This is a genomic window from Kitasatospora terrestris (assembly GCF_039542905.1).
Classification (GTDB): Bacteria; Actinomycetota; Actinomycetes; order Streptomycetales; family Streptomycetaceae; genus Kitasatospora; species Kitasatospora terrestris.
Genome location: NZ_BAABIS010000001.1, coordinates 5492414 through 5509867 on the forward strand (window position 1 = coordinate 5492414; position 17454 = coordinate 5509867).

9 protein-coding genes and 3 rRNA genes are annotated in these 17454 nt (G+C 68.5%); 9 read left to right on the forward strand and 3 right to left on the reverse strand.

Features of this window, described 5'->3' with window-relative positions:
• The first annotated feature begins 58 nt into the window (after window positions 1-58).
• Window positions 59-688 (forward strand): hypothetical protein, encoded by a 630-nt coding sequence (locus tag ABEB06_RS25370; RefSeq protein WP_345699195.1) that lies wholly within the window; start codon window positions 59-61, stop codon window positions 686-688.
• A 45-nt stretch (window positions 689-733) separates the two neighbouring features.
• On the opposite strand, the gene ABEB06_RS25375 is transcribed toward ABEB06_RS25370, so the two are convergent.
• Window positions 734-2383 (reverse strand): PucR family transcriptional regulator, encoded by a 1650-nt coding sequence (locus ABEB06_RS25375; RefSeq protein WP_486334167.1) that lies wholly within the window; start codon window positions 2381-2383, stop codon window positions 734-736.
• Window positions 2384-2579: 196 nt separating this feature from the next.
• On the opposite strand from ABEB06_RS25375, the gene ABEB06_RS25380 reads away from it, so the two are divergent.
• From ABEB06_RS25380 to ABEB06_RS25415, 8 genes are all read left to right on the forward strand, one after another.
• Window positions 2580-4094, forward strand: a complete 1515-nt coding sequence (locus ABEB06_RS25380; RefSeq protein WP_345699197.1) for a gamma-aminobutyraldehyde dehydrogenase — start codon at window positions 2580-2582, stop codon at window positions 4092-4094.
• A gap of 87 nt (window positions 4095-4181) precedes the next feature.
• Complete coding sequence (locus tag ABEB06_RS25385; RefSeq protein ID WP_345699198.1) at window positions 4182-4622, forward strand: hypothetical protein; 441 nt, start codon at window positions 4182-4184, stop codon at window positions 4620-4622.
• Between the two features lie 35 nt (window positions 4623-4657).
• Window positions 4658-5422 (forward strand): hypothetical protein, encoded by a 765-nt coding sequence (locus tag ABEB06_RS25390; protein ID WP_345699199.1) that lies wholly within the window; start codon window positions 4658-4660, stop codon window positions 5420-5422.
• Window positions 5423-5528: 106 nt separating this feature from the next.
• Window positions 5529-7058: a CoA-acylating methylmalonate-semialdehyde dehydrogenase gene (locus ABEB06_RS25395; RefSeq protein WP_345699200.1), complete on the forward strand. Its 1530-nt coding sequence runs from the start codon at window positions 5529-5531 to the stop codon at window positions 7056-7058.
• Window positions 7059-7672: 614 nt separating this feature from the next.
• Window positions 7673-9194 (forward strand): 16S ribosomal RNA (locus ABEB06_RS25400).
• A 267-nt stretch (window positions 9195-9461) separates the two neighbouring features.
• Window positions 9462-12566: ribosomal RNA gene (locus ABEB06_RS25405) — 23S ribosomal RNA — on the forward strand.
• A 74-nt stretch (window positions 12567-12640) separates the two neighbouring features.
• Window positions 12641-12757: ribosomal RNA gene (gene rrf / locus ABEB06_RS25410) — 5S ribosomal RNA — on the forward strand.
• The 16S, 23S and 5S rRNA genes sit together here, the layout of an rRNA operon.
• Window positions 12758-12822: 65 nt before the next feature.
• Window positions 12823-13680: a phosphatase PAP2 family protein gene (locus tag ABEB06_RS25415; protein ID WP_345699201.1), complete on the forward strand. Its 858-nt coding sequence runs from the start codon at window positions 12823-12825 to the stop codon at window positions 13678-13680.
• A 187-nt stretch (window positions 13681-13867) separates the two neighbouring features.
• On the opposite strand, the gene ABEB06_RS25420 is transcribed toward ABEB06_RS25415, so the two are convergent.
• On the reverse strand, window positions 13868-14401 hold the full coding sequence (locus tag ABEB06_RS25420) for a GPR1/FUN34/YaaH family transporter (protein WP_345699202.1): 534 nt from the start codon (window positions 14399-14401) through the stop codon (window positions 13868-13870).
• A 262-nt stretch (window positions 14402-14663) separates the two neighbouring features.
• Window positions 14664-17222, reverse strand: a complete 2559-nt coding sequence (locus ABEB06_RS25425) for a SpoIIE family protein phosphatase (protein ID WP_345699203.1) — start codon at window positions 17220-17222, stop codon at window positions 14664-14666.
• Between the last annotated feature and the right edge of the window lie 232 nt (window positions 17223-17454).

The following is a 17454-nucleotide window of genomic DNA, read 5'->3' on the forward strand; positions in this document are numbered from 1 at the left end:
GCCTTCGGCCTGTCCGGCCACTAGGCTGGGCGGTCGGGTCGAGCGAGGAGGCGGGTACATGACAGGCAGTCAGTACGGCGCGGTGCACGGCGTGTTCGAGCCGCGGCGGAACGACGAGGGCACCTACGCGGCCCTCGCCCGACCGCTGCTGGCCCCCGACGAGCCGCTGCGCGGGATCGTCGCGGCCGAGCTGCACAACCTGGTCCGCCGGCTGCCGCGCCGCCACCGCGGCAAGGACGAGGCCGGGCCCGTCGTGATCGGGTGGGCCGCCCTGGAGATCGTGACCGACCTCTTCGGCGCCCTCGTCGACCTCGTCCTGGAACTGCCCGGCCTGCTGATCGGCGCCGTCCGCCGGCTGGTCCGCGGCCGCGCCCTGGTCGGCGGCTGGCGCAGCACCGCCGGGCGGCTGGCCGCCGACGTCCGGCGCGGCCCGTCCTGGTGTCCCGTGCCCGACAACGACGAGGTGCTGCTGGTCTTCACCGACGGCCGGATCCTGCTCGCCGCCGAGGGGAAGGGCGGCCTGATGGAGTTCTTCGGCGAACTGCCCCGCGCCGAGCTGCGCCGGGTGACCGTCCGGCACACCTGGATCTCCAACCGGGTCGACCTGCGGTTCGCCGACGGCTCGCTGCTCGCGGTCGAGGCCGGACTGGACAACGCCCGGGCCCTGGAGGCCCTGGTCCGCGACTGAGCCCGGCCCGCCCGACCGGACCGCCCCGCCAGGCCCGCCGGGCCGTCAGCGGCGCACCGCGTCCAGCGCCAGCAGCGCCACGTGCAGCGACAGGCAGGACTCCACCTGGTCCAGGTCCACCCCGAGGATCCGCTCCACCTTGTGCAGCCGGTCGTAGAACGACGGCCGGGACAGGTGCGCCGCATCGGCCGCCGCCGACTTGTTCCGGCCCTGCTCCAGGTAGATCCGCAGCATCTGCACCAACTGCCCGCCGTGCTCCGCGTCGTACGCCAGCAGCGGCCCCAGCTCCCGCTCCACGTACGTCTGCAGCCGCGCGTCGTCGCGCAGCAGGTGCAGCAGACCGCGCAGGCGCACGTCCGGCAGCCGGTAGTACGCCGCGGCCCGGCCGCCCGGGGCGTCGTGCAGCGCCGCGTCCGCGACCTGCGTCGCCTCCAGCAGGGTGCGCCGCGCGTCGCGGACCGAACCGACCGAGGAGCCGACCGCTATCACCGGCGGCGCGGCCGAGCCGTCCCGCGCCGCCTCCTGCACCAGCTTGCGCAGCGCCGCCGCGAACGCCTCCAGCGCCGCGTGCTCGTCCTGCTGCGACCCCAGCGCGATCAGCACCCCCACGCCCTCGTCGTCCAACGCGCCGACCAGCGCCGACAGCCGGCCGCCGCGGATCGCGGTGGCCGCCAGCTCGGTGAAGTCCCGCAGCCTGGCCTGCGCCTCCAGCGCCGCCGGGATCTGCCCCTGCCGCTGGCGCAGCACCACGCCGACCAGCCGCCGGCCCTCCAGCGGCACCCCCAGCGCCTGCGCCCGCAGCGACACCTCGGACACCGTCAGCGCGTGGGTCAGGATCCCGGACAGCAGCGTCCGGTGGGTCTGCCGCTCCAGCGACTCCCGGTCGCGCAGCACCAGCCGGTTCAGCGCCAGCGTCGCCGCACCGCGCTCCAGCAGCATCGCGTGCGGGTGCGCGGTGTCCGGCGGCAGCACCACCGGATCGTCGATCAGCACCAGCCGGCCCCAGTCCTGCCCGCGCGCCCCGACCGTGGTCACCAGCCAGCCGCTGCGCTGGTCGTACCCGGTCCGGCCCTGCGGGTGCACGCCGCGCGAGCGCTTCTCCCAGTCCTCCAGCAGCTCGGTCTCCGGCCGGCCCGCCGTCTCGTGCGCCAGCACCTGGTGCGCCAGGTTCTCCAGCACCACCGGCGCACCCGCCATCCGGGCGACCTGCCGGACCACCTCGCCCGGCTCCGCCCCCTCCACCGCCAGCTCGTTGAAAACCTGGTGCACCGCCTCCGACACCCGCAACTGCTCCAACTGGGCGTTCACCACCAGCGCGTGCACCGCCTCGGTCACCGCCACGAAACGCAGCTCCCGGCGCAGCACGATCAGCGGCAGACCGTGCCGCTCCGCCGCGGCCACCAGCGCCTTCGGCAGCGAGTCGAAGTACCGCCGGCCGAACTCGATCACCAGCCCGGCCGCCCCGACCTCGTCCAGCTCCCGGACGTACCGGGCCAACCCCTCGCGGTCCTCGGGAAGCGCGATACCGGTGGACAGCACCAGCTCACCGCCCTGCAGCACCCCCGCCACATCGGGCAGCTCGCTGACGTGCACCCAGCGCACCGGGCGCTCCAGCGCACCCGCGCCGGCCACCACCTGGGGCAGGCCGCGGCGCATCACGTCGAGGTCGAGTACACGGGCGACGGTGGGGAGCATCGCGGGGGTCTCCTGGGTCGGCAGCGGGGTGCAGGGTGTCAACTGAATCATCCATCGTCCAGACGGGCTGTCACCCTTTCGAGACCTTGCAGGCTGTAAGTCCCTTCCGTCCCGGCCTGGCGGTATGAACCTTGCCCCACACACCCGGCACCGGGCATCGTCGGCCGGGGACGGACCGGACGACGGAGGCAATGCAATGGACCTGACCAGCTTCGACGAGGGCGCGCAGTACATCGCGGGCCGGCTCACCACCGGCACCGGCGGTGAGCGCTTCAGCGTGGTCGACCCCGCCGACGGCTCCACCGTCCAGCAGCTCACCCTGGCCGGTACCGAGGACGTGGACACCGCCGTCGCCGCCGCGAAGGCCGCCCTGCCCGAGTGGTCCCGGGCCACCCCCGGCACCCGCGCCGAGGCGCTGCTCAAGCTGGCCGCCGTGCTCGGCGAGCACGCCGAGGACTTCGCCCGCGTCGAGACCGCGCAGACCGGCAAGCCGATCAAGCTCTCCACCGAGTTCGACGTACCCGGCACCGTGGACAACACCTCGTTCTTCGCCGGCGCCGCCCGCAACCTGGAGGGCAAGGCCGCAGGCGAGTACAGCGGCGACCACACCTCGTACGTCCGCCGCGAGGCGATCGGCGTGGTCGGCTCCATCTCGCCGTGGAACTACCCGCTGCAGATGGCCGCCTGGAAGATCCTCCCGGCCGTCGCCGCCGGCAACACCATCGTGCTCAAGCCCGCCGAGCTCACCCCGCTCACCTCGCTGATGTTCGCCCGCGCCTGCACCGAGGCCGGCATCCCCGACGGCGTGGTCAACATCGTCACCGGCGCCGGCCGGGTCGCCGGCGAGCACCTGATCTCGCACGCCGACGTCTCGATGGTCTCCTTCACCGGCTCCACCGCCGTCGGCAAGCGGGTCGCCGAGATCGCCACCGCCACCGTCAAGCGCACCCACCTCGAACTCGGCGGCAAGGCCCCGTTCGTGGTCTTCGACGACGCCGACCTGGACGCCGCGGTCAACGGCGCCGTCGCCGCCTCGCTGATCAACAGCGGCCAGGACTGCACCGCCGCCACCCGCGCCTATGTCCAGCGCCCGCTCTACCGGGCCTTCGTCGACGGCGTCGCCGAGCTCTACCGCGCCGTCCGCCTCGGGCACCCGCTCAACCCGCAGACCGACCTCGGCCCGCTGGTCTCCTTCACCCACCGCGACCGCGTCGCCGGCTTCGTCGAGCGCGCCCGCTCCTACGCCACCGTGGTCACCGGCGGCCCCGCCGACGGCAAGGGCCACGACGGCACCGACCTCGGCCCCGGCGCCTACTACCGCCCCACCCTGATCACCGACGCCGCCCAGGACAGCGAGGTCGTCCAGGGCGAGATCTTCGGCCCGGTGCTCGTCGTCCTCCCCTTCGACAGCGACGAGGAGGGCCTGCGGCTCGCCAACGACACGCCGTACGGCCTCGCCGCCTCCGCCTGGACCACCAACGTCCACCGCTCGCTGCGCGCCACCCGCGAGATCGCCGCCGGCTGCGTCTGGGTCAACGATCACGTCCCGATCATCAGCGAGATGCCGCACGGCGGGTACAAGGCCTCCGGCTACGGCAAGGACATGTCCCAGTACTCCCTCGACGAGTACACCCAGGTGAAGCACGTCATGTACGACACCACCGCGGTCGCCCGCAAGGACTGGCACCGGACGATCTTCGGCGACCGCTGAGTGGTGTAAGACCCCACCCCTTTCGCGCTCTCCCCGGGTGACACCGGCCGACCCGGGCCCGCCGCCCGGGAGAGACGAGGAAGATCAGTGGAGAGCACCCGCCACCCCCGCAGCGCGCTGCACTGGCTGAGCGAGGCCGCCGCCGACCCCGACACCTGCCGCGAGGCATGGGAACGGACCGGCTGCGGCCTCGCCCTGCTCCCCGCCGGACGCCACTGGGACGTCCTGCTCGCCCCCGGCGCCCTCGGACTGCTCACCGCCCCGCTCCTCCACCACCTCGGCTCACCCGGCCCGGTCTACGCCGACCACGCCGACACCGGCTTCCTGGTCCCGGTCGGTACCGCCGCCCGCTGGCTCGGCACCGGCGTCCGCGGCATCGGCGCCGGCACCTGGGTCGCCCTCCCGCACCCCGCCCGCCACCACCACGGCCTGCGCTGGCTCACCCCACCGGACGGCAGCGGCCGCCTGGTCGACCCCGTCCTGCTCGAACTCGCCCTGCACGACGCCGCCACCCGGGTGCCGCGCTGAACGCGCCGGAGCGGCGGAAGCGCAAGACTGGTGCCATGAGCGGCACCACCGACGAACCGGTCCTGTTCGGCCCGCCACCGGGCGTGGCCGGCCCGGAACGCGCCGGCCTGCTGGAGACCCTCCAGCCGTACTGCCTGCGCCACGGCCTCGCCCTGGCCGGCACCGACGCCCTGCGCCTGCACGGCCTCACCGCCGGCCGGCCCGGCGCCGTCGTCCTGGTCTGCACCGAGGGCCCGCCGCTCGCCGACCTCGCCACCGGCCTCGCCGAGAGCCTCCGCGCGGCGGGCCACTCCGTCCAGGAACAGCCCGGTACCGACCGCCGGATCACCCTCACCGGCACCCGCCGGCCCGTCGAACTCCGCAAGGAACCGCTGCGCCACGCCCCCGTCCTGCTCGGCGCCCCCGTCCCGGTGGTCGCCCTGGAGGACGCCGCAGGGCTCGCCGTCCTCGCCTTCTGCGACCGCGGCCTGCCCGGCGACCTCGCCGCCCTGCACAGCCTGACCCGCACCGGCCGGCTCGCCGAGGGCGCCCTGCTCGCCCTCGCCGCCGGCCTCGACGAGGACTTCTCGACCCGGCAGCTCGCCGACCGGCTGGACACCGCCACCGCGCGCCTCAACGACGAACGGGTGCAGGCCTGGGCCGAGCAGTGGTCGCAGGACCTGCGGCTCGACCTGCTGGAGACCACCGAACTCCCGGACGGGCTGCATGACCCGTACCTGGAGGAGGAAGAGGAGGACGCGGCCCCGGCCCCGGCCCCGGCCGAGGGGGGCTCCGGGCGGAACGGGCCCTACGACCTGTAAGGGTGAATCTTCGTTCCCCGTCAGAGTGCTCGTTGAGTGCGGCTTGCCAGGTGCGCAGACTGGAGTGGAGCGCGGAACTTCCGTGGGACTTCGGAGGCAGAGACCCTTGAGCAGCAGCAAGCACATCACGCACTGGATCGGCGGCGCGTCCGTCCCGACCGCAGGTTCCGCGCCGCGCCGCGGCGACATCTTCGACCCGGCCACCGGTCAGGTCTCCGGCAAGGTCGACTTCGCCGAGATCGCCGAGGTCGACCAGGCCGTCGCCGCCGCCGCGTCCGCCTTCGCCGAGTGGCGTCACGCCTCGATCGCCAAGCGCACCCAGGTGCTCTTCAACTTCCGCGAGCTGTTCAACGCCCGCAAGGACGAGCTCGCCGCGATCATCGTCTCCGAGCACGGCAAGGTCCACTCCGACGCGCTCGGCGAGCTGGCCCGCGGCCAGGAGGTCGTCGAGTACGCCTGCGGCATCCCGCAGCTGATCAAGGGCGGCTTCACCGAGCAGGCCTCCACCGGCATCGACGTCTACTCGATCCGCCAGCCGCTCGGCCCGGTCGCCATCATCTCGCCGTTCAACTTCCCGGCCATGGTGCCGATGTGGTTCTTCCCGATCGCCATCGCGGCCGGCAACACCGTGGTGCTCAAGCCCTCCGAGAAGGACCCGTCCGCCGCCAACTTCATCGCCGAGCTGTGGAAGGAGGCCGGCCTCCCGGACGGCGTGTTCAACGTCGTGCACGGTGACAAGGTCGCCGTCGACCGCCTGCTCGAGCACCCCGACATCAAGTCGGTCAGCTTCGTCGGCTCCACCCCGATCGCCCGCTACGTGTACGAGACCGGCACCCGCTACGGCAAGCGCGTGCAGGCCCTCGGCGGCGCCAAGAACCACATGCTGGTCCTGCCCGACGCCGACCTGGACCTCGCCGCCGATGCCGCCATCAACGCCGGCTTCGGCGCGGCCGGCGAGCGCTGCATGGCCATCTCCGTGCTCGTCGCGGTCGACCCGATCGGCGACGAGCTGGTCGAGAAGATCAAGCAGCGCATGGCCACCCTCAAGGTCGGCCCGGGCTGCAACGGCGACAGCGAGATGGGCCCGCTGGTCACCGGCCAGCACCGCGACAAGGTCACCTCGTACGTCGAGTCCGGCCTCGCCGACGGCGCCGAGCTCGCCGTGGACGGCCGCAAGCACCCGATCGCGGGCGAGGACCGGACCGGCGCCCCGACCACCGACGGCTTCTGGCTCGGCCCCACCCTGTTCGACCACGTGAAGCCGGGCATGTCCGTCTACAACGACGAGATCTTCGGCCCGATCCTCTCCGTCGTCCGCGTCGACTCCTACGCGGACGGCCTGGAGCTCATCAACTCCAACCCGTACGGCAACGGCACCGCGATCTTCACCAACGACGGCGGCGCCGCCCGGCGCTTCCAGAACGAGGTCGAGGTCGGCATGGTCGGCATCAACGTGCCGATCCCGGTCCCCGTCGCCTATTACTCCTTCGGAGGCTGGAAGGCCTCGCTCTTCGGCGACGCCCACGCCTACGGCCCCGACGGCGTCCAGTTCTTCACCCGTGGCAAGGCCGTGACCCAGCGCTGGCTCGACCCGTCGCACGGCGGCATCAACCTGGGCTTCCCCACCAACAGCTGACGCACCCCGTCCGCGCCCGGCGCAGGCCGGCCCCCGGATCAGACCGATCCGCGGGGCCGGCCTGCGCCGTTTGCATCGGTAGACGGTTGGGCGTAGTGTTTCCTAGTCGCTCGGCAGGGAGCACCGGACACGTGTCTGCGTGGACGGTCCCGGGGCGGCCAATCCTTGGAACACCACTTCTGATCCGTGACGGGTCGCGTCTGTTCGCGTCTCCGTTCGTATTTGTCGTGCGCGTTTAATTGGGTTGCGGCCGGATTCGCTTTTCGGAGCGGGGATCGGCTAGAGTTTGAAACGTCGGACGGGCCGTCAGGCCGCGGAAGACGAAAGCAAGTCGGGAAAGCACACGGTGCGGATCTGATAAGCTGGAAACACGAAAGAACGAAGTGCCCGGAGGGCCCGCTGGAAGGCGGCCCGAAGGAAGTGTCCGTTCCTTGAGAACTCAACAGCGTGCCAAAAGTCAACGCCAGATATGTTGACATCCCCGGCCCCGGATCGTTCCGGGGTTGGAGATTCCTTTTGAAATAACACTAGCGAGGACGCAGTGCGCGGGGCCACCTTATTCCGGTGGTTGCCGTGCCGCTCGACGCGAGTGTGCACCCGATTACGGGTAATCATTCACGGAGAGTTTGATCCTGGCTCAGGACGAACGCTGGCGGCGTGCTTAACACATGCAAGTCGAACGGTGAAGCCCTTCGGGGTGGATCAGTGGCGAACGGGTGAGTAACACGTGGGAAATCTGCCCTGCACTCCGGGACAAGCCTTGGAAACGAGGTCTAATACCGGATATGACCTTCCTCTGCATGGGGGTTGGTGGAAAGCTCCGGCGGTGCAGGATGATCCCGCGGCCTATCAGCTTGTTGGTGGGGTAATGGCCTACCAAGGCGACGACGGGTAGCCGGCCTGAGAGGGCGACCGGCCACACTGGGACTGAGACACGGCCCAGACTCCTACGGGAGGCAGCAGTGGGGAATATTGCACAATGGGCGAAAGCCTGATGCAGCGACGCCGCGTGAGGGATGAAGGCCTTCGGGTTGTAAACCTCTTTCAGCAGGGAAGAAGCGCAAGTGACGGTACCTGCAGAAGAAGCACCGGCTAACTACGTGCCAGCAGCCGCGGTAATACGTAGGGTGCGAGCGTTGTCCGGAATTATTGGGCGTAAAGAGCTCGTAGGCGGCCTGTCGCGTCGGATGTGAAAGCCCGGGGCTTAACCCCGGGTCTGCATTCGATACGGGCAGGCTAGAGTGTGGTAGGGGAGATCGGAATTCCTGGTGTAGCGGTGAAATGCGCAGATATCAGGAGGAACACCGGTGGCGAAGGCGGATCTCTGGGCCATTACTGACGCTGAGGAGCGAAAGCGTGGGGAGCGAACAGGATTAGATACCCTGGTAGTCCACGCCGTAAACGTTGGGAACTAGGTGTTGGCGACATTCCACGTCGTCGGTGCCGCAGCTAACGCATTAAGTTCCCCGCCTGGGGAGTACGGCCGCAAGGCTAAAACTCAAAGGAATTGACGGGGGCCCGCACAAGCAGCGGAGCATGTGGCTTAATTCGACGCAACGCGAAGAACCTTACCAAGGCTTGACATACGCCGGAAACGTCCAGAGATGGGCGCCCCCTTGTGGTCGGTGTACAGGTGGTGCATGGTTGTCGTCAGCTCGTGTCGTGAGATGTTGGGTTAAGTCCCGCAACGAGCGCAACCCTTGTTCTGTGTTGCCAGCATGCCTTTCGGGGTGATGGGGACTCACAGGAGACTGCCGGGGTCAACTCGGAGGAAGGTGGGGACGACGTCAAATCATCATGCCCCTTATGTCTTGGGCTGCACACGTGCTACAATGGTCGGTACAAAGGGCTGCGATGCCGCGAGGCGGAGCGAATCCCAAAAAGCCGGCCTCAGTTCGGATTGGGGTCTGCAACTCGACCCCATGAAGTTGGAGTTGCTAGTAATCGCAGATCAGCATGCTGCGGTGAATACGTTCCCGGGCCTTGTACACACCGCCCGTCACGTCACGAAAGTCGGTAACACCCGAAGCCGGTGGCCTAACCCTTGGGAGGGAGCCGTCGAAGGTGGGACCAGCGATTGGGACGAAGTCGTAACAAGGTAGCCGTACCGGAAGGTGCGGCTGGATCACCTCCTTTCTAAGGAGCACACAGCAGCTTCGGACGAGTGTTCCGGAGTGCTCGCTCATGGGTGGAACGTTGACTATTCGGCACACACGGTAGGGATCACTAGTACGGCTTCGGCGTGGAACGTGGGTCACCGCTTGGTGTGTCGGGCACGTTGTTGGGTCCTGAGGGAACGGAAACGTTGTCTCAGTGCCGGTCTCACTTGAGGGTGCTTCAGGGCATTCGAGGGTGGGTGTCTGGTCGTTGTTTGAGAACTGCACAGTGGACGCGAGCATCTGTGGCCAAGTTTTTAAGGGCGCACGGTGGATGCCTTGGCACCAGGAACCGATGAAGGACGTGGGAGGCCGCGATAGGCCCCGGGGAGCTGTCAACCGAGCTTTGATCCGGGGGTGTCCGAATGGGGAAACCCGGCAGTCGTCATGGGCTGTCACCCATACCTGAACACATAGGGTATGTGGAGGGAACGCGGGGAAGTGAAACATCTCAGTACCCGCAGGAAGAGAAAACAACCGTGATTCCGGGAGTAGTGGCGAGCGAAACCGGATGAGGCTAAACCCAAGTGGTGTGAGACCCGGCAGGGGTTGCCGCTTGGGGGTCGTGGGTTTTTTCTGGATCGGTCTGCCGGCCGGTCGGCGAGTCAGAAACCGTATGGATAGTCGAAGGACATGCGAAAGGTCCGGCGTAGAGGGTAAGACCCCCGTAGGCGAAATCTGTACGGCTCGCTTGAAGAACACCCAAGTAGCACGGGGCCCGAGAAATCCCGTGTGAATCTGGCGGGACCACCCGCTAAGCCTAAATATTCCCTGGTGACCGATAGCGGATAGTACCGTGAGGGAATGGTGAAAAGTACCGCGGGAGCGGAGTGAAATAGTACCTGAAACCGTGTGCCTACAAGCCGTGGGGGCAGCCTTCGGGCTGTGACTGCGTGCCTTTTGAAGAATGAGCCTGCGAGTTTGCGGTGTGTAGCGAGGTTAACCCGTGTGGGGTAGCCGTAGCGAAAGCGAGTCCGAACAGGGCGATTGAGTTGCATGCCCAAGACCCGAAGCGGAGTGATCTAGCCATGGGCAGGTTGAAGCGCGGGTAAGACCGCGTGGAGGACCGAACCCACCAGGGTTGAAAACCTGGGGGATGACCTGTGGTTAGGGGTGAAAGGCCAATCAAACTCCGTGATAGCTGGTTCTCCCCGAAATGCATTTAGGTGCAGCGTCGCGTGTTTCTTGCCGGAGGTAGAGCACTGGATAGGCGATGGGCCTCACCGGGTTACTGACCTTAGCCAAACTCCGAATGCCGGTAAGTGAGAGCGCGGCAGTGAGACTGTGGGGGATAAGCTCCATGGTCGAGAGGGAAACAGCCCAGAACACCGACTAAGGTCCCTAAGCGTGTGCTAAGTGGGAAAGGATGTGGAGTCGCAGAGACAACCAGGAGGTTGGCTTAGAAGCAGCCACCCTTGAAAGAGTGCGTAATAGCTCACTGGTCAAGTGATTCCGCGCCGACAATGTAGCGGGGCTCAAGTACACCACCGAAGTCGTGTCATTGCAGCAAGAGGGCCAACGCCTGCTGTGATGGGTAGGGGAGCGTCGTGTGCCGGGTGAAGCAGCGGAGGAATCCAGTTGTGGACGGTTCACGAGTGAGAATGCAGGCATGAGTAGCGATACAAGAGTGGGAAACTCTTGCGCCGATTGACCAAGGGTTCCTGGGTCAAGCTGATCTGCCCAGGGTAAGTCGGGACCTAAGGCGAGGCCGACAGGCGTAGTCGATGGACAACGGGTTGATATTCCCGTACCCGCTTTGAAGCGCCAACGTCGAACCAGGTGATGCTAAGGCCGTGAAGCCGGCCCGGAGTCTTCGGACGATGGGACGTGGTGGAGCCGCCGGTCCAAGTCTGTAGTAGGTGAGCGATGGGGTGACGCAGGAAGGTAGTCCAGCCCGGGCGGTGGTAGTCCCGGGGTAAGGGTGTAGGGCGTTGTGTAGGCAAATCCGCACAACACGAGCCTGAGACCTGATGCCGAGCCGATTGTGGTGAAGTGGATGATCCTATGCTGTCGAGAAAAGCCTCTAGCGAGTTTCATGGCGGCCCGTACCCCAAACCGACTCAGGTGGTCAGGTAGAGAATACCGAGGCGTTCGGGTGAACTGTGGTTAAGGAACTCGGCAAAATGCCCCCGTAACTTCGGGAGAAGGGGGGCCACGGCTGGTGAGGGGACGTGCTCCCTGAGCTGGTGGTGGCCGCAGAGACCAGCGAGAAGCGACTGTTTACTAAAAACACAGGTCCGTGCGAAGCCGTAAGGCGATGTATACGGACTGACGCCTGCCCGGTGCTGGAACGTTAAGGGGACCGGTTAGTCCGATTTCGGTCGGGCGAAGCTGAGAACTTAAGCGCCAGTAAACGGCGGTGGTAACTATAACCATCCTAAGGTAGCGAAATTCCTTGTCGGGTAAGTTCCGACCTGCACGAATGGCGTAACGACTTCTCGACTGTCTCAACCACAGGCCCGGTGAAATTGCATTACGAGTAAAGATGCTCGTTTCGCGCAGCAGGACGGAAAGACCCCGGGACCTTTACTATAGCTTGATATTGGTGTTCGGTTCGGCTTGTGTAGGATAGGTGGGAGACTGTGAATCCGTGACGCCAGTCATGGTGGAGTCGTCGTTGAAATACCACTCTGGTCGTGCTGGATGTCTAACCTGGGTCCGTGATCCGGATCAGGGACAGTGTCTGGTGGGTAGTTTAACTGGGGCGGTTGCCTCCTAAAGGGTAACGGAGGCGCCCAAAGGTTCCCTCAGCCTGGTTGGCAATCAGGTGTTGAGTGTAAGTGCACAAGGGAGCTTGACTGTGAGACCGACGGGTCGAGCAGGTACGAAAGTAGGGACTAGTGATCCGGCGGTGGCTTGTGGAAGCGCCGTCGCTCAACGGATAAAAGGTACCCCGGGGATAACAGGCTGATCTTCCCCAAGAGTCCATATCGACGGGATGGTTTGGCACCTCGATGTCGGCTCGTCGCATCCTGGGGCTGGAGTAGGTCCCAAGGGTTGGGCTGTTCGCCCATTAAAGCGGTACGCGAGCTGGGTTTAGAACGTCGTGAGACAGTTCGGTCCCTATCCGCTGTGCGCGTAGGAGTGTTGAGAAGGGCTGTCCCTAGTACGAGAGGACCGGGACGGACGAACCTCTGGTGTGCCAGTTGTCCTGCCAAGGGCATGGCTGGTTGGCTACGTTCGGGAGGGATAACCGCTGAAAGCATCTAAGCGGGAAGCCTGCTTCGAGATGAGCACTCCCACCTCCTTGAGAGGGTAAGGCTCCCAGTAGACGACTGGGTTGATAGGCCGGATATGGAAGCCCCGTGAGGGGTGGAGTTGACCGGTACTAATAGGCCGAGGGCTTGTCCTCAGTTGCTCGCGTCCACTGTGTTGGTTCTGAAACCACGAACAGACTTATCGTCTGGCTCGACAGTTTCATAGTGTTTCGGTGGTCATAGCGTGAGGGAAACGCCCGGTTACATTCCGAACCCGGAAGCTAAGCCTCACAGCGCCGATGGTACTGCAGGGGGGACCCTGTGGGAGAGTAGGACGCCGCCGAACAATCATTCAGGGAAGGGCCCCGCCACTTGTGGCGGGGCCCTTTTCGCGTTGTGTACTCTTCGCCAATGCAGAACCTCACCCTGACCTGGCAGACCTCGGCGGCCGCCTCCGTTGCGCTGTACGGCTCGGCGTTCGCGGTCGCGCGGTTCGCCAAGCGGCCGGGGCCGGCGGCGGTGCTGCGGGAGGCGGGGACGCTCCTGGCGCTGTTCGCGCTCTGGCAGGTGGTGGGCCACCTGTCGCTGATGAGCACCGACCACGCGCTGGACCGGGCGGAGTGGATCCACCGGACGGAGCTGGAGTTCGGGCTGCCGGACGAGGTGGCCTGGCAGCGGGTCGTGATGCCACATCCGTGGCTCGTCCAGGCGGCTAACTACTACTACGCGACGATGCACTTCGGCGCGATGCTGGTGCTGCTGCTCTGGCTGTTCCTGAAGCACCGGGCGAAGTACGCGTGGGTGCGGACGACGGTGGTGGTGACCACGGCGGTCTGCCTGCTGGTGCAGTTCGTTCCGGTGGCACCGCCGCGGATGCTGCCGGGGAACGGGTTCGTCGACCTGGCGGTGCAGTACGGGCAGTCGGTGTACGGCGGCGCGGTGGCGGGGGTGGTGCCGGACCAGCTTTCGGCGATGCCGTCGGTGCACGTGGCGTGGTGCGTGATCGTCGCGGTGGCCGTGATCGCGGTCGCCCGCGGGCCGTGGCGGTGGCTGGTGGTGCTGCACCCGGTGCTGACGGTCGTGGTCGTGGTGGTGACGGCGAACCACTTCTGGGCGGACGGCCTGGTGGCGGTGGGCATCCTGCTGGTGGTGTACCTGGTGCAGAACGCGGTGTCCGGCTGGCGTCAGGGTACTCTGGCCGCCCAGGCGGCCACGGCGGTAGCTGCCCGGGAGCTGCCGGAGCGCCGACCGGTGGGCCGGAGACGCTGACCGGAGACGCTGAGGGGCCCTGCACGACCTGCACAGAGGACTGGGTAGGACCGGGGAGGGCCGGGGAGGACCGGGTCGGATTTCCCCCACAGGCCGGTGCCGGTGCCGGCCGGGAAACGGGCGGTGTGGCCTCGGGTGACGCGGCTGGGCCGGGCCCTCGGGAGGGCCCGGCCGTGGTGCCTGTCGGCTACTTGTTGAGCGGGAGCGACACCCCGAGCCACTTGCCCTCGGTGAGGGCGAGGGTGGCGGAGTACCAGGCGGCGAGGCCGGCGACGGCCGCGACCCAGGCGCCGGCCTTGGCGAGGCTGTCGGTGCTGCCGAAGGTCGCGATGGCGCTGAGCACCAGCGAGACGGTCAGCAGGCCGTAGGTGGCGCGGCTCCAGAGCCCGGCGCCCCAGCTCGCCGCGGTGAGGGTGAGCGCGAGGAGTGCCCAGAGGAGCAGGAACAGGCCGGCGGTGTTCTTGTTGGCCGCGCCCGCGCCGGACCATACGGCCCAGAACGCGCCGAGGCTGGTAAAGGCGGTGCCGCTGAAGCGGTCGCCGCCGCGGAACTGCCAGAGGCCGGCGATGAACAGCGTGATGCCGCCCACCAGATGGGCCAGGGAGGCGGCGCCGCCGGAGCTGGTGCCGCTGAGGACACCGGTGCCGAGCACGCCGTAGCCGAGAAGGGTCAGACCGAGGGCCAGGTTGCCGAGCGGGGCCGCGGAAGCGTCATTGCTCACCGTGGGCTCCTTTCACTCTGCGCCAGGGCATGGCGCGTTCACTGGTGAAGGTGAGGTGATGGTGGTGCGTGGATGCCGGGCCGTGGGCGCACCGGCAGAAGGGTGCGGCGGCAGCGGCTGAGTGAAGAACCGGCTGGTCAGACGCCGGTCGAGTGTCCCCTCCGGGGTGAATCCCCGGTGATGTCGGTGTACCCGGCGCTAACGGCTTGTACCCTTGTGAATCTCACAATTTGGGTATCTGTCAGATAACCGGATCGGACAACTACGGCCGCCGTTGGGTCGGAATGCGCAACGTGAGGATCGCCATGTCGTCCGAGGGCGGCTCGGGCGCGAAGCGTTCGACGGCGCGGTGGACGCGGGCGGCGACGGCGCCGGCGGTCAGTCCGGTGCAGCCGGTGAGCACTTCGGCGAGGCCGTCGTCGCCGAGCATCCGGCGGCCTTCCCGGCGCTCGGTGACGCCGTCGGTGACGCAGAGCAGGACCTCGCCGGGGGCGAGGATCAACTCCTCTGCGGTGAGTTCGAGTTCGTCCATGACGCCGAGCAGCGGCTGGGGCGAGGCGGCCTGGTCGACCTGGCCGTCGGTGCGCAGCCGCAGCGGCAGCGGGTGGCCGGCGCAGACCAGGGAGAGGGCGGTGGAGCCGTCCTCGCGCGGGGTCAACTCGCCGTAGAGCAGGGTGAGGAAGCGGGCGCGGGTGCCCTCGTCGAGGATCGCGGCGTTGAGCCGGCTGAGCACCTGCGGGGCGCTGAGGCCCTCGCGGGCGAGCAGGCGCAGCGAGTGCCGGGCGAGCCCGGTGACGGAGGCGGCCTCGGGGCCGGTGCCGCAGACGTCGCCGATGGCGAAGCCGTAGGTGCCCTCGCGGATCGGGAAGAGGTCGTAGAAGTCGCCGCCGACCTCGTTGCCCTCGCCGGCGGCCTGGTAGAAGACCTCCACCTCGACGCCCGGGATCTTGGGCAACTCGGGCGGCAGCAGGGCGCGTTGGAAGGCCTGGCTGGTGGCGGTGCGCTCGCTGTAGAGCCGGGAGTTGTCGAGTGCGAGGGCGGCCCGGCGGGAGAGGTCCTCGGCGAGTTCGAGGATCTCCTGGCGGAAGCGCCCGGTGCCGCCGCCGCCGAGGACGAGCAGGCCGATGACCCGGTTGCGGGCGGAGAGCGGCAGCACCACGGTCTCGCCGGGCAGGCCGGCGAGGTCGGGGCTGTCGGCGAGGCCGAGGGCGCGGGCGGTGTCGCCCGGGGCGTGCCAGGGGCGGGCGCCGGGGCCGCGGTCGGACTCCGGGGGCGGGGTCTTGTCGAGCAGGGCGCGGAGCGGGTCGATCCGGTCCTCGTCCTCGTGGAGCAGGAAGGCGAGTTCGGTGCCGGCGGTGCCCGTGCCGGTGTCGCCGGTGGTGTAGACGGCGCACCAGGAGGCGAGGGTGGGGACGGCCATCTGGGCCATCAGGGCCAGGGTCTGCTCGTGTTCCAGGGTGCCGGCGAGCAGGTCGGAGGCCTCGACGAGGAAGGAGAGGGAGCCGCGGCGGAGCCGTTCGAGTTCGGCGAGGCGGGCGCTCTCCAGGGCGAGGGCGATCCGGTCGGCGCCGAACTGGAGGCGCAGCGCGTCCTCGTTGTCGTAGCGGCCGGGGGCGGCGGCGGCGACGCCGAGGGTGCCGGTGAGGCGGCCCTCGACCTTGAGCGGGACGGTGATCAGCGAGCGCATGCCGGTGTCGGTGAGCAGCGCGGGCTGGTGCGGCCGGACGGCGAGGTCCTCGTGGACGGCGGGCAGCCGGGCGGAGTCGAAGCGGCCGACGCCGCCGTCGACGGGCAGCCGGCCGAGCCGGCGGCCGGCCGGGGCGAGGCCGGTCGACGCGCGGACCTCGAACTCGGTCTCGTCCTCGCTGGTGAGCAGCAGGTAGGCGGCGTCGCCGTCGAGGAGGTCGCGGGCGCGTTCGACGATCCGCTGGAGCAGGCCGGACAGGTCGTCGGGGGTGACCGGACCGGTGAGCAGGTCGAGCGGTTCGAGGGCGGCCGGGGTCTCGGCGGCGGTGGCGGGGGAGCGGAGCACGGCGCGGTCCTGGCCGCGGACCAGGAGGCAGAGCACGGTGGGAGTGCCGTTGCTGTCGCGCATCCGGATGTGGAGGCCGTAGACGTCGGTGGCGGTGCCGTCGGCGCCGCGGACCGCGTAGCCGCCCTCCCAGCGGGCGAGGCGGAGGGTGTCGGTCAGGCCGAGGCCGGGGCTCTGCGGCCACTGGGCGTACTCGCTCCACGGCCGGCCGAGGGTCTCGGCGGCGGGGTGGCGGAAGAGCGCCTCGGCGTCGTCGTTCCAGGAGCGGACCAGGCCGTGCTCGTCGAGCTGGACGACGGCGACGCGTACCTGGCCGTCGGTGCCGGGGAGTTCGCCGCCGGGCAGGCTGGGCAGCGCGTACCGGGTGCCGGGGGTGTGCTCGGGCAGGTCGAGGCGGAACCAGACGGTCTTGCGGCCGGCGCTGTACTCGACACCCCAGCGGCTGGCGAGGGCGGAGCACATCAGCAGGCCGCGGCCGCCCTCGCCGTCGGGGTCGGCGAAGTGGTCGCTGGTGGCGGCGGGGACGTTGGCGAAGGAGGGGATGCCGCGTTCGGGGTGGCGGTCGGTGACCTCGATCCGGACGGCGTCGTCCTCGCGCAGGCAGCAGACGTCGGCGGCGGTGCCGGCGTGCACCACGGCGTTGGTGACGAGTTCGCTGGTGAGCACGACCGCGTCGTCGACGACCTCGGTCAGGCCCCAGCCGAGCAGGGCGTCGCGTACGAAGCCGCGGGCTGCGGCGGCCGAGCGGCCGACCGGTTCGAAGGTGGCGGCTGCGCGCGCGGTGACCACGGCGACGTCTCCTCTCCTCTGCTCGTGCTGTCGGGGGTCGGCGTGCGGTGCCGCTGCGCCCGGTGCAGCGGTCCACCCTACTTTCCGCGCGGTGCCCGGTGGGGGCGTGCGGCGGAATCGGGCCCCTGAGGGTGATTCTCTTCACCGTTTTCGCGTCTCGGGACGAGAACCCTCTGCAAGCGGCCGGACACCCGGCGCGGCGCCTGACAGACTGGGGGGTCCGCGGTCGTCG